Annotated in this window: 10 protein-coding genes; 2 read left to right on the top strand and 8 right to left on the bottom strand. The window is 51.8% G+C overall.

Annotation, left to right across the window (positions count from 1 at the left end; translation table 11 throughout):
• The first annotated feature begins 17 nt into the window (after positions 1-17).
• Entirely contained in the window at positions 18-2,009 is a 1,992-nt protein-coding gene (locus Q366_RS11425) for a TonB-dependent receptor (RefSeq protein ID WP_035238984.1), read from the top strand.
• Between the two features lie 215 nt (positions 2,010-2,224).
• Here Q366_RS11425 and Q366_RS11420 read toward each other — a convergent pair whose 3' ends face one another.
• From Q366_RS11420 to Q366_RS11390, 7 genes are all read right to left on the bottom strand, one after another.
• Positions 2,225-2,761: a 2-oxoacid:ferredoxin oxidoreductase subunit gamma family protein gene (locus tag Q366_RS11420; RefSeq protein ID WP_035238983.1), complete on the bottom strand. Its 537-nt coding sequence runs from the start codon at positions 2,759-2,761 to the stop codon at positions 2,225-2,227.
• Positions 2,762-2,779: 18 nt separating this feature from the next.
• Positions 2,780-3,523, bottom strand: a complete 744-nt coding sequence (locus tag Q366_RS11415) for a thiamine pyrophosphate-dependent enzyme (RefSeq protein WP_035238982.1) — start codon at positions 3,521-3,523, stop codon at positions 2,780-2,782.
• A 22-nt stretch (positions 3,524-3,545) separates the two neighbouring features.
• Positions 3,546-4,616 carry a 3-methyl-2-oxobutanoate dehydrogenase subunit VorB gene (gene vorB / locus Q366_RS11410; RefSeq protein ID WP_035238981.1) on the bottom strand — a complete coding sequence of 357 codons (1,071 nt, stop codon included), beginning with the start codon at positions 4,614-4,616 and terminating at the stop codon, positions 3,546-3,548.
• A 26-nt stretch (positions 4,617-4,642) separates the two neighbouring features.
• On the bottom strand, positions 4,643-4,861 hold the full coding sequence (locus Q366_RS11405) for a 4Fe-4S dicluster domain-containing protein (protein ID WP_004070495.1): 219 nt from the start codon (positions 4,859-4,861) through the stop codon (positions 4,643-4,645).
• Between the two features lie 21 nt (positions 4,862-4,882).
• Entirely contained in the window at positions 4,883-5,566 is a 684-nt protein-coding gene (locus Q366_RS11400) for a hypothetical protein (RefSeq protein WP_035238980.1), read from the bottom strand.
• Positions 5,567-5,652: 86 nt separating this feature from the next.
• Positions 5,653-6,939, bottom strand: coding sequence for a radical SAM family protein (locus Q366_RS11395; protein WP_035239090.1), 1,287 nt, complete (start codon positions 6,937-6,939; stop codon positions 5,653-5,655).
• A gap of 148 nt (positions 6,940-7,087) precedes the next feature.
• A complete protein-coding gene (locus tag Q366_RS11390; protein WP_035238979.1) occupies positions 7,088-8,833 on the bottom strand; it encodes an ARMT1-like domain-containing protein in 1,746 nt (581 codons plus the stop codon).
• Positions 8,834-9,128: 295 nt separating this feature from the next.
• On the opposite strand from Q366_RS11390, the gene Q366_RS20325 reads away from it, so the two are divergent.
• Positions 9,129-9,788, top strand: a complete 660-nt coding sequence (locus Q366_RS20325; RefSeq protein ID WP_051958004.1) for a J domain-containing protein — start codon at positions 9,129-9,131, stop codon at positions 9,786-9,788.
• Positions 9,789-9,827: 39 nt separating this feature from the next.
• Here the strand turns inward: Q366_RS20325 and Q366_RS11380 are convergent, their stop codons facing one another.
• On the bottom strand, positions 9,828-12,968 hold the full coding sequence (locus Q366_RS11380) for an NAD-glutamate dehydrogenase domain-containing protein (RefSeq protein WP_035238978.1): 3,141 nt from the start codon (positions 12,966-12,968) through the stop codon (positions 9,828-9,830).
• Between the last annotated feature and the right edge of the window lie 8 nt (positions 12,969-12,976).

Raw genomic sequence — 12,976 nt, 5'->3', positions numbered from 1 at the left:
ACCTTCAGGAGGAAAAAGTGAAAAAAAAATTGTGGCTGGTTTTGGTGTCGGCTTTTCTGGCATTGCCCTGCACGGGCATGGCAGATGAAACGGAGGATGATGTGGTACTGGTGGATGATATTATTGTTACAGCCAGCCGGTCTGAACAGGCCAATGAGAAGGTCCCTGTCCAGATTACAGTGATCACGGCCGAAGATATCCGTGCCAGCGGAGCCCAGTCCGTGCCGGATGCCCTTAACCATCTCGGGGGCGTTGTTGTTTCAGACCTCAACGGAAACGGATTTAATCAGAAAGTTGACATAGGCGGGTTTGGTGAATCTTCTGACCGTCATGTGGCGGTTCTGGTTAATGGAAGAAAACTGAATCCCATTGATCTGTCGTCTGTCAACTTCCTTTCCATCCCCATTGAAAATGTTGAAAAAATTGAATTGGTTCACGGAGGTAACTCTGTGCTGTACGGTGGGGATGCCATGGGCGGTGTCATTAATATTATCACCAAAGACTCCCAGGATGGTGTGCATGGATGGGCAGAGGGCGGTATAGGCTCCTACGGCACAGCCAAAGGCCTCGCCGGGATCAGTTTTTCCTCGGGTAAATTGGGGGGGAGTATTGGCGGGGTTTTTTATGATACCGATGGGTACAGAGAGCATTCTGATGCAAGCCGGCAGAGTGGCAATGCAAGTATCAACTTTGATCCGTCGGATACCTTAGGCTTCTCATTTGAGGCATCTACGACCCAGGCCGATTATGAATACCCCGGCGCCCTAACAAAGACCCAGATGGAAACAAACAGAAAACAGTTTAATCCCAGCTACCCGAATGATGAAGGGGAGAGCCAGGACGATGCATATGTACTATCGGTTAAATCTGACTGGGGGGCGTTTGGCCGGCTAAATGTTGATCTCAGTTATCGAACCTATGAGCGGCACGATATCTCATGGGGTTCGTCCTACGATTATGATTTTAACACCCTTGGTGTCAGTCCTCAGTATATCCTGGATCATTCTATTTTCGGCCAAGACAATCGTTTAACTCTTGGTTTTGAATATTACGACACAAACTACGACGCCAGGATGTATAACTGGAATATTCTGGATTTCGCTAATTATAATCATACCCAGGAAACAGCCGGGTTCTATGTGCAGGATGAGTTCAGCATATTGGAAAGTCTGGTCTTAAATTTGGGTGCCCGCTATGAAGAATTCCGCACCACCTTGGAATCTGCTGATCTTGCGGCGAATAAGGATGTAAACGAAGAGGAGTGGGCTTGGAATATCGGTCTGGCCTATATTTTTTCGCCCAGGTCAAAAGTTTATGTCCGGGCTTATCAAGCGTACAGATTTCCACGGGTTGATGAATTCATGAATTTAACATCTGGTACGGTGAATTCGGATTTGACGCATGAAACCTCACAGGGATTTGAGGCAGGTGTTCGTTATGTCGGGTTGGAAAATCGTCTGGCTGTTGATTTCAGATTATTCACGTTCGATGTAGATGACGAAATCACCTGGGTTACTATCGGGTGGTCCGGCGAGAATCAAAACTTGAATCAAACCCGGCACCAAGGTGCGGAAGTGAATGCTGACTTCAAAGCGACCAGACTGATTTCATTTTTCGGCGGTTTGGGATACACCGATGCTGAGGTCATCAGCGGCCAGTATTCCGGTGTAGATATCGGCGGAAAGAAGATTCCTCTAGTTCCCGAGTTTAAGGCAAGTCTTGGGGTTGCATTGAATTTTGACTTTGGCCTGACATTCAGGTGTCAATATAATTATCTGGATGACAGGTACGCAGGAAATGATTTTTATAATTCCGATGAAAAGCTCGGCAGTGCCCATACCGTTGATTTATACTTGGCATATCCCTATAAGCAGCTGGAATTTTTTCTCAATGCAACCAATATCTTTAATGAGGAATACTGTGACGGTTACAGTTATGGGTCTGGCTGGGAATCCTACTATCCTGCGGCAGAAGCGGTTTATTACGGTGGTGTTCGGGTCAAATTTTAAGTTAGTCTGACAGACCGTTAATTTTTATCAGCGAAAAATATGCACCCTTCCATAACCCGACAGCGGTGATGGAAGGGCGCATGTTAAAAAATTCAGATCCTTTTCACAGCAGAACTTTTTGAACGCCATTGCATGAAATGCTCTGGCCAAAAGCGGGAAAAAGGCTTTTAAAGCACTTTTTCCCGCTTTTGATGTTTTGGCTGTTCAGGGAACTATTATGCCTGGGCAGCAGCCACGCCCCTGTCAAACGCATCCATGTTCAAGGGAATAATTTTTGCTTTGGCCGCAAATTCTTCCTTGACGCATTTTTTCAAAAGATCCAGATCCACCAGCTTGCTTTTGGCTGCAAATGCGGCCAGGGCAACGATGTTGGCGGCCCTGACAGATCCGGCCTCAATGGCAATATCATTGACCGGTACCACCAGCTCAACCACATCCTTGCGCTGGCTTCTGACCGGGATCAGTGATGCGTTAATAAATACAATCCCCCCGGGTTTAATGGTGTCGTCGAATTTTTCCAGGGAGGGACGGTTCATGGCCACAAGATGGGTGGGGCTTTTTATAATGGGTGATCCAATGAGCTTGTCACTGATCACAACGGTGCAATATGCGGTGCCGCCCCGCATTTCAGGTCCGTAGGAAGGAATCCAGGCGACCTGGAATCCCTGCTTCATTGCGGCATAGGCCAGCAGCTTGGCACTGAGAAGAATGCCCTGGCCGCCGAATCCTGCAAATTTAATTTCTGTCTGCATGGGTGTCTCCCAATTTTTTTAGGCGTCCTCAGGGGTTTTGTAATCGCCCAGTTCATAGTAAGGCAGCAAGGTTTCTTCGGCCCATTTCAAGGCATTGATCGGCGTCATACCCCAGTTGGTGGGACAGGTGGAGACCACCTCCACAAAGCTGAAACAGGTGTTGTCCATCTGGTACTGGAATGCCTTTTTAATTGCTTTTTTACATTTGTTCACCATCTGTGGCTTGAGTACGGCCTGCCGGGTGACATAGCCCGGGGTCACAATTTCACTCATGAGGTTGGCCATGCGGATGGGCATGCCTGTCTGGGCCGTATCACGGCCGGCAGGGGCTGTGGTGGCCCGCTGGCCCGGCATGGTGGTGGGGGCCATCTGGCCGCCGGTCATGCCGTAAATGGCGTTGTTGATAAAGATGACGGTTATTTTTTCCCCGCGGTTGGCGGCGTGAATGATTTCACCCATGCCGATACTGGCAAGGTCCCCGTCCCCCTGGTAGGTGAATACCATGAGATCCGGGCGCACCCGCTTGATGCCGGTTGCCATGGCAGGGGCCCTGCCGTGGGCTGCTTCCTGGAAGTCACAGTTAATGTAATCGTAGATCATGACAGCGCATCCCACAGGGGCGATCCCCACGGTGTTTTCCCGGATGCCCAGCTCATCTATGGCCTCGGCCACCAGCCGGTGGACAATGCCGTGGGTGCAGCCGGGACAATAGTGGGTGTAATTGTCTGTTAACGCCTCTGGCTTAGAAAATGCCTTTCCCATTATTTTCTCCTTGACCGGCGTGTTACCCGATCAGCTCTTTTACGATTTCCATGATTTTTTCAGGTGACGGAATTTCACCGCCGCATTCCCCGTAAAATTCCACTGGTTTCTTGCCCATAACGCAGCGCTGGACATCTTCCACCATCTGGCCCATACTCATTTCAATGCTGATCACGCATTTGCAGGTCTCTTTTAGTGCGGCATCATGTACCTGTTTTTCAGGGAAGGGAAATAAGGTCTTGGGCCGGAACATGGCGGCTTCAATACCCTCGGCCTTGAGCATGTCAATGGCGGTGCGGCATACGCGGCTCATGGTACCGTAGCTTGCGATCAGAATCTGATAGTCCCCGTCGGCATTGTACAGTTCATACTGAACATCTTCTTTTTTCATCTGCTCGTATTTGGCCTTGAGGTTCAGGTTGTGCTGGTTCAGTTCAGCAGGGTCCAGGAACAGGGATTTCACCAGGTTTTTCTTTTTGCTCTTCCGGGTGGACATGCCATTGGAGGCCCAGTCATCCTTATTGGTGGGTTCTGTTTTCAGATCATCAGGAAATTCCACCGGTTCCATCATCTGGCCGATCATGCCGTCGCCCATGACCATGACGGGATTTCTATATTTTTCAGCCAGGCCAAAGGCCTGCATGGTCATTTCCACGGCTTCCTGAACACCGTCCGGTGCCAGGACCAGCAGATGGTAGTCGCCGTGGCCGCCGCCCTTGGTTGCCTGGAAATAATCACCCTGGGACGGCAGGATTCCGCCCAGCCCCGGGCCGCCTCTCATGATATTGACAAACACAGCCGGGCACTCAGCTCCGGCAATATAGGAAATTGCTTCACTCATCAGGCTGATGCCCGGAGAAGATGACGTGGTCATGACACGCTCTCCGGCACCCGAGGCCCCGAAAAGCATATACCCGACCGCGACTTCACTTTCGCCCTGGAGAAACACGCCGCCTACTTCGGGCAGGCGTTTGCTCAGATATTCGGCGACTTCCGACTGGGGTGTGATGGGGTATGCAAAATAGTTTAGACAGCCTGCCCTGATGGCGGCTTCGCCGATTGCTTCATTGCCTTTCATTAAGACTTTAGCCATTGTCTTTTGTCCTTGGAAATAAAAATTTAAGCACTTTGTTCTTCAACTATACTGATAGCCACATCCGGACACATGGTACAGCAGATGGCGCAGTAAATGCAGTCCTCTGGTCTGGCCTGAAAGGCCGGGAAATGCCCTTTTGCATTTACCTTGTCGGTGATTTCAAGCACGTTCTTCGGGCAGAAATGCACACAAAGACCGCACCCTTTGCACCTTTCGGCATCGATAATGTGTTTATAGGCCATTGTAAGTATGACTCCTTGGTGTTAATTGCGTGTCCAGGGAAGTGCCAGAAACCGGTCAATGGGCAGGATCGGGCAGAAGATCCGTTCAGTGGCCAGTTGAGGCAAAAGTCTGGTGGACGCTGTTATAAATTCAATATTAAGACCGGTGGCTTCGGATACCCGGGTCACCAGATTGTAGCCGTCATAAATAATTTGCGGCGTGGTTTCGTCAAGAAGGTTGGCATTGGAAATCAGGCCTGTGACAGGCAGCTTTGCGGTGGCTTCGATCTGCGCCTTTATTTTAAGGCAGCCTTGGACATCGCAGGTATTGGGGCGCAGGGGGTTGATCACCTGCAGCAGTTTGACATGGCTTTTTTCAAGCACATCTTCCAGGGCCGCAAGAACAGTCACGCCCGCAGCATCGCCGCCAGCATCCAGAATGGTCACGTCGGCCGGATTTTTAATCATGTCAGCCACGGCCGGGGTCAGGATGGGGAGGTCTGCATGCATGTATTTTCTGCCCGGCAGCACCACTTCCACCCCGAGATCTTCCAGGGGCTTTTTAGCTTCCCTGCTTCTGAAATAGGGGTTGACCAGGTCCAGATCCGTTATCTTGACGCTTTTGCCCGACTTCCGGGATACGGCTGCCAGGTTGACAGCAGTTTCACTTTTACCGCTGCCGTAATTTCCAGCTATGATAATAATGCCGCTGATGTCGGGTAACATGTCAGCCTTTCCTTAACGGGTTAAAATACCATTAAATAATTACAAACTAATAATTAAATCAAATCAGGCAAGGTTTTTCAATGATATTATTGGGGTGGATTGAAATAGCCGTGGATGAGATGGGCAAATTTTTGGCTCAGGTCTTTTATCAGGTTTGCCATGCCGGTGGGGGAGCCGCCGGGTGCGGCATTTTCCATGATGCGGATATAATGCCGGGGGTCAAAATTAAGGTTGCGCCACTGGATCATGTTGATATCCGTGTCCCGGATAAAATCAAAAAGCGCCTGTTTTTCCCGTTGGCAATCTGTAAATCCCGGGCAGTTCAGGTAGTTGATTGCCACAAAACAGCCTTTGGCCCTGGCCCTTTTGATACTGTCCACCACATCTTCAAAACGATAGGATTTGGGACGGAAATAGGCCGTATAACACGCTTTGCGTACCGAGTTCATACTCACGCGCATGCTGTCCAGGCCTGCCTTGCACAACCGTTCCACCCGGTCTGGCAGGCTGGCATTGGAGTTCAGGTTGATGGTGCCCTGGCCGGTCTTTTCCCGGATCAGGACAATGGCCTTTTCAATGGCATCTGCCGAGGTTAACGGTTCTCCCTCGCATCCCTGGCCAAAACTGACCACGGCCTTTTCAACTTTCAGGATATGTTCCAGGGCCACGCCTGCAATCTCTTCCGGATCAGGGATAAAGGATATTCTGTCCTGGCAGGCGCACAGGTTATTTTCCGTTTGAAGGGAGATGCACCCAAGGCACCGGGCGTTGCAGACCACGGAGGTTGGCAGCGGCGCTTCATACCGGCCCAGGAAAAAGTTTTTGCCGGCCGGGCATCCGTACTCCAGGGCACATTTTTCCAGGTGGCGCATGAGCCGGTTGTCCGGATATTTTTTTCTGTATTTGTCCACCCCCTTTTGAACGTCTGCAATGGGCATCAGCCGCAGGTCCTGCCGGGGTTCGCCATCCACCAGAAGGGCCGCGGACCTGAAATTATTTTTCCCAAACCCCAAGGCGCCGTAGGAAAAAAGCGGCAGGGGCGTATCCATGCCGGCATCGTCATAGGCGCAGAAATGCAAATTCACATACCCCGGGGAGTTGAACACCCCCACCGGAAAAATGCGCTGGTCAGGCTGGAACGGGTTGGTTTCAAGCCTTTCAAACCGGTCTGTAACAAGGTTGAATACAATGGGGGCTCTGTCGGGCAGCATCATCAGTTCACTGCCGTGGGGCATGGGACAGGTACCGGATTTTGTCAGAATAAAAAAATCATTTCCGGACATGCCTGCGGCAGCATATCCGTCCAGTTCAAAAATATTGCCGTGTTCATCAGCCACTACAGCCGTGAGCATCTGTTTGTTGATATATGCCATGATGGGCAGGATATACCAGAATGGTGCCGGAATCTCAATTAAAGAAAGCGTGTTGTCTCCGCATATCTGAATCAAACAGGGCCATCGCCATATCATTTGCCGTCAGTGTAATGGCAATTTTAAAGATGACCATGGGAAACGCTGTCTTTTATATCCCGGCCAGGCGCTGATCGTACATGGAGCCTACCCCGTATTCATTCCTGCGCATGAATTTATCCACAGAAGGCCCTATAAGCTGCATTTCCGGGTTCTTTTTCTGGACATCCTGGGCAATACGCATCTCCTTGGTGCAGCCGGTGGAATAGGTGGCATCCTTTCCGATCCATTCCGGCGGTACCTTCTGTTCCATGAGTGCAAAACTTTGGGCAATGTCCTCGGAGGTCTGGAAACGCCAGATATCAATGTATCCGCTTTGTTGAACAATTTCCCACATATACATCAGATCATCGGCATCCATGCCCGGCTCATAATATGAAGAGGGATTAATGATAAACAGGTTGTCGGACTGGTTTTGTAAATGCTCGATAAAACAGCTCATTATTTTTTTTGCCACATCAATTTTGCCGGGGATGGAACCGATGATGCCCGAGTAGAACATTACCGTCATATTTTTGGTTTTGGCCTGCTTCATTTTGGAAATAATTTTATCGGCTTTTTCTTCAAGATCCGTGTGGCTGAAATTGATAAAATCAGGGTGCCTGGGTTTAAAGACGATGTCCAGCCTGTTGTCTTTTGCGCAGATGTTGAGCACATCCCGGGTAAACCTGAAATGGGTGCGGATCAGCCGGTTTCTTTGTTTTTCCCCCCTTGACACCACGCAGTCCACCTCCTTGAAAACCCGTGAAAAGGTGGTGGAGACCAGCAGAAGATTCAGTGCTTCCTGGGTACCGTCGGATATCACATACAGATGTTCATCCTGTTTCAGGCGCTGGACCAGCTTGTTTTTGCTGATGGTTTTGTCGTGGATGAAATGGGCCTGGTCCAGGGCCTTGGCAAGAACCGGGTCTGTACGGGTGTCGGTCAGGCACACTTTTTTAAAAAACGGTCCTTCTTTGACCGCAAGGATCACCACATGGCCAATGTTTGCAAGGAACTGGGCAATGGCAATGTCCGCCACCACATCCCCGGACTCGTCGGTAAGCCACAGGATTTTTGATTTTGGCCTATTCACCAGTTCAAGAAGCCGTTCCATGCCGTTGCCGGTCACTTTGGCTTTAAACAAAGCTTTGATGGCCGAAGACGAGGGAACCCTGAAATTGTCATCCTGCCACAGGGATGAGGCCGTCAAAAGGGAGAGCCGCCGTGTGAACTCTATCTCATTGATCTTTGCCTTAACCTGTTGGAGCGTTAATCCCTTCATGGTGTCAATGGCGCCGTTAACTTCGTTTAAGGCTTTTTTAAAGGTTTCCGAGACCATGAACCTGTATGCCCTGGCATTTTCCTTTCTTTTGCGGCTTTCATAGGGGTCTTCTATATGGGTGCGGCTTAAGAAAATTTTATACAGGCGTTTTTCAAGCCGGGAGGGTATGAGCAGCCGGCTTTGAATTTCGTTGTCATATTTTATTTGTATCAGGCTGGACAAAAATGCGCGGTCATATTCTGAATCAATAAACTCTTCGATGATGGCAAGAATTTTGTCAAGCACCTCACGGTAACGGTTGCGCAGAAACCTTGGCCGTTTCCGGGACATAATCGCAGCAAACATGGTATTGGAACAGGGATAGAACCGTTCGTCGTTTTCAGAATACACCATGAATTCCACCTGCTCCCGGGACCCGACTTTCGTGGGATAGGCAAATGGATCAATATGGTTTTCAAGGAAAAACGCCGTAAACCATGCGTTTTGGTCCGGATCTGTATTGACGGGCTTAGGTTCAGCTTCACAGGATGCCATTTTTTCTCCTTGGGTGCTAAAGACAGATCAAAGAACAATAAAGAATCCAGCGGTCACAAAGGCCGTTCAGGGCCGTTCCGGGTCCTGCGGCAGCGGAAGGGATACTATCATGCCCGGTTCTGTTTTTCAAATCAAGTCTCTCCTTTTTGTCTCTATTTTCATACCAAACATCCGGGACTGTTTTACCACAGGCATGCCCCAAGGGCTTGACCGGGATTGGGCCCCGGGGTATGGTTGACCCCCAGGGATAAGCAAACCGGACAAGCAAACCGGACAAGTAAAACGGAAAAACAAAATGGATAAACAAAAAGGGTTAGATATCTTAGGCCTTTCACCGTCCGCCACCCTTACGGATGCCCGCACCGCCTTTCGCAGGCTTGCCAAAATCTGGCACCCGGACAAGTTTGCAAAAGATCCGCTGAAAGCAAAGCGTTCAGAAGAAAAAATGAAACAGGTGAATGAAGCCTTTCATTTTCTGCTGCCCCTGTTGCCGGATACAGTTGCCGGCCAGGGTATTGAGCAGGGCGCCGGGCAATCCCCTGCAGATTCTATCCATGGCTGTGCCCCGGCCCATTGCAGTGGAGAAAAGTCCCGGGGCTTTTTTTCCTTCCTGGCAGCCGGCTTAAAAAAATGCTGTAATGGAAAACAGGGAGCAAACGTCCAGGGAACAGCCAGCGCCGGGCAACCGCACAGGCCAGGGCCCCATCGCCGGGCAGGAACCGTCCGCAGGTCAGGGAAAACAGAATTTGAAACAGTATTCCAGAACGCAGTTCATCATAGCCAGGCAGGCACTAAACCTTTGCTTCGTTCAAAAACAAGACCCCCAGGCCGCTATGCCGACTATAGAAAATACTTTCCGGTGCCTGGGTACTCCCGGAAAATGGGCTGCATGAAAAACAGGGGCGTGGGTCCTGTGGAGGCGATCAGTCCGGTTTCACCCGTGACAAGACATTGATACACGCTGCCTTGGGAAACCAGGTTATCCGTATGCCCGTTATGCCTTCTGTCCAAGGGGAGCTGCCAGGTCAGCCACTGTGCCGGAAAAGTCTTTTTCCAGCCTTGCCGTAAAATTTCCCCATTCCAGGCCGAACCGGTAAAAGGCCGTAACTGCCAGTTGTTTGGTGATGATGGCGTTCCGGTATTCCTGCATGGGATCGGTATTGAGGATGTCTGTGATCCGTTTTTTGCCCATCAGGTTGACCAGGGTTCCGGGAATATAGGCTGCCAGGATTTTCCAGACCAGGGCTTTCTGTTTTAATATGGTGTTGAGCCGGGTTTGAAATGTTTCCTGAAGATCCAGGATCTCTTCCCCTGCCTTGTCTGATTGGGCAAAGAGCGGAATGTCCGGATTTGTTTTGCAGCGGCGGATTAATATTTTTGTTTCCGCGGCTGCATGGGTTTCAACCAGGCCCAGGATCTCCCGAACCAGGGCACTGCGCACTTTAGAATCCTCAAGTATGGCAGCCTCGTATTGGTCCCCGAGAAGGAAACCCGGGAGGACTTCGGCCATGACCGAGGAGAATACGCCGCCCTTGTTGGCGGTGGTATCCTTGAGATGGCGGATACAGGTGTTTGCGGCAATATACCGGCGGGCGTTGTTGTCGAAAAAAAGGCTGGCGCCTTCCACGATGAATTCAAGTTCCTTGAAATTTTCCAGAAAGGATGTGACCGTGCTTCCGGTGACGCCCCCGTTGAATCCGCCGCAGGGCAGACAGGCCCGGATACCGGCCCTGCGGATGTAAGTTCTCATTTCCGGGTCAAAGAGGAAGTCCCTGTGAAAGAGGGCGCTGTCTTCGACCACGGTGCCGTCGGGCAGGAAGATGCGCGCAGTCGTGGCCGGTACCTTGAATCCCTCGGGGGACAGCATGTCCGAAGGAAAGGCCAGGGTGCTTGCGGCAAAGCCGGTACGGGCCGCCAAGACCAGTTTTTCCAATTCGCCGGGATCCAAACCGGCCGGATCAAAGAGGACGGCATCATTGTCTATGGCCAGGCAGATCCGGCCCTGGCAGCAGAGCAGTTCATTGCCCCCCAGTCGGCCGCCGGGTCCCCCGATGACCATGAGATTCAGATCTTTTTCCCGGGCGTTATGGTGGTGGATCAGGGTGCGGAAGGCCGCCATCATCGCCGTGGTGGTCATGCCCATGGTTCTGATTTTTCCACTGATTTTTTTCCGCAGTTTTTCCGGGTCCTGGGTAACCAGCTGGGACTTTCCATTGATCTGCAGGTCGCTTAGGCCGTTCCCGGCCGGCAGCAGCCCGAACAGGTTGCCGTTGTCCAGGAAACCGTAATTATCGTGGGGGATGCCGCAGCCTTTTTCCGTGGCAATGATCCGCCAGTGGGGACAGCCCCGCTCCTTGGCCCTGAGGGCCACGGTATCCATGAGGCCTGCCGTGCCCCGGTCCGGTTCGAAAAAAAGTATTTCAGGCTGGCCGTAATAATCCATTACATATTCATTGGGAAGCGTGAGATCCAGGATGCCTTCGGTGAAATCCAGTACTGCATCCCTGGGGTATTTCCCGTAGACCGGGTGGGGAACGATCACGCCTGCGGCACCGTCTTCGCAGATGTCCTTATGCTTGAGCCGCCGGTCCCGGGGCCCCAGAATAAAGCTGAGCAGGGCCGGATTTTCCATCTGCCTTTCCTGGGGCGTTGGACCGCCTGTTACCAGACGCAGACCCCCCCGGGCAATGTCGGCGGACCGCATGTGGGTGCCTGAGGCATAGTGGCCGTTGATAAAGAAAATCCCGTACACAGGCCGGTTGTATACCAGGGGATCCAGGATGCCGCTGTCCAGGCGGAAGCTGTAGGCCCGTTTGCCCGGGGAATAAAAATTGGTTTTCCGGCAGTGGGTCACAAGTCTTGCCATGAACCGGAAGATCTGCAGGGCTGTGGGGTGTTCTGTGAGGCGGGTCCGGCACATCCGGTGGAACGTCTCAACTTGTTCCCCGGGGTCAGTTGCCGACTGAAGGGGGGCCAGGGCCGGGTCAAAGCGAAGGGCGAATAATTCATATAAGGCTTTGAGCAGGCCGGGGCGGGCCGTGGCAGCGGCCTCGATGGTCCGGGTGTCAAAGGCGGCCCGGGCCGCCTCGTGGATCCGGCAGGCAAAGGCCTCTTCACAGGCCCTGTCATCCAGGCGGGACATGATGGCCCAATCACTTTGGGCCTTGGTTTCCGAGAAGATGAATATCCGGGCAAAGTCAATGGCATTGCCGGCAAAAAGCATTTCCTTGTAGGTCAGTTTTCCTTCCACGTAAAGGGTGGTGACAGGGCCCACATCAAAGGCCAGGAAATCCTGAATATCCCGGATCAGTCCGGTTTCCCGGGTCCGTGAAATTTCTCCCCGGATATAGAGGGAACAGATGGACGAGGGCACATCGGTGCCGTCCCAATAGGGCTCCCAATAGGCCCGCATGAGGGTGAAACCGTGGTCCTTGAGCATTTGCCGGAAAATGGGGATTTGGGGGGTGGCAAAATTCGAGTTGAACATGATCCGGGTTTCCGCGGTGGCCGGCAGATTAAAGGCTTCCACCAGGGGCGTCACCGATGCCTTGCAGTCCTTTAGGAATTTTTCATACCGCATGCGGGTGGATTCTGGGGTTGCGGTGTAATCCCCGGCAAGGTTGAAAAGAAAGGGAGACTGCCTGAACTCATTTTTGGTGAAATCGTTTACCGTTTCCGGACGGAAGATATAGGTGTAGTATTCATTTTCCCGGCTGTAGTAATATTCCCTGCGGTGGCCGGATATCATGGTTTCCATCAGTTTTTCCATGGCGTCCCGGGTTTCCCGGGTGGCGATGCGGATTCGCTGGACCTCACTGCCTTGCCCCAGGTCAAAGTCGATGTGGGCCACCCGGCCCACCAGGACGACCCGGTCATCCTGGACAGCAATACTGGAGGTGATGGAGGAGAGGATCTGCTTGAGGGAGTCCTTGGTGATATTTTCGAAAAAATAGCTGGGAAGCCCCAGGTCATTGAGCAGGATACCTGCGGCCAGATTGATGCAATGGGCCGTGATCAGGCCCTGGGCGGAAAGATCGATGACCGCTTCGTAGAGAATCCTGATATTGAGGTTGAGTGCGTCGGCGCGGTCAATGATATGGGGGGACTGGCTGATGTCGGGCAGCAGGTTGCCCATGGGTGTTC

It is taken from the genome of Desulfobacter vibrioformis DSM 8776, assembly GCF_000745975.1.
Taxonomy (GTDB): Bacteria; Desulfobacterota; Desulfobacteria; order Desulfobacterales; family Desulfobacteraceae; genus Desulfobacter; species Desulfobacter vibrioformis.
Note: the sequence above shows the minus strand (reverse complement) of the source record. Positions and strands in the feature narration are given on the sequence as shown.

What these genes read in the sequence shown, in the direction of transcription:
- Q366_RS11380 (WP_035238978.1), bottom strand. Translation starts at nt 12,968, where the DNA reads ATGGGCAACCTGCTGCCCGACATCAGCCAGTCCCCCCATATCATTGAC.
- Q366_RS11415 (WP_035238982.1), bottom strand. Translation starts at nt 3,523, where the DNA reads ATGGGAAAGGCATTTTCTAAGCCAGAGGCGTTAACAGACAATTACACC.
- Q366_RS11420 (WP_035238983.1), bottom strand. Translation starts at nt 2,761, where the DNA reads ATGCAGACAGAAATTAAATTTGCAGGATTCGGCGGCCAGGGCATTCTT.
- vorB (WP_035238981.1), bottom strand. Translation starts at nt 4,616, where the DNA reads ATGGCTAAAGTCTTAATGAAAGGCAATGAAGCAATCGGCGAAGCCGCC.
- Q366_RS11395 (WP_035239090.1), bottom strand. Translation starts at nt 6,939, where the DNA reads ATGGCATATATCAACAAACAGATGCTCACGGCTGTAGTGGCTGATGAA.
- Q366_RS11405 (WP_004070495.1), bottom strand. Translation starts at nt 4,861, where the DNA reads ATGGCCTATAAACACATTATCGATGCCGAAAGGTGCAAAGGGTGCGGT.
- Q366_RS20325 (WP_051958004.1), top strand. Translation starts at nt 9,129, where the DNA reads ATGGATAAACAAAAAGGGTTAGATATCTTAGGCCTTTCACCGTCCGCC.
- Q366_RS11400 (WP_035238980.1), bottom strand. Translation starts at nt 5,566, where the DNA reads ATGTTACCCGACATCAGCGGCATTATTATCATAGCTGGAAATTACGGC.
- Q366_RS11390 (WP_035238979.1), bottom strand. Translation starts at nt 8,833, where the DNA reads ATGGCATCCTGTGAAGCTGAACCTAAGCCCGTCAATACAGATCCGGAC.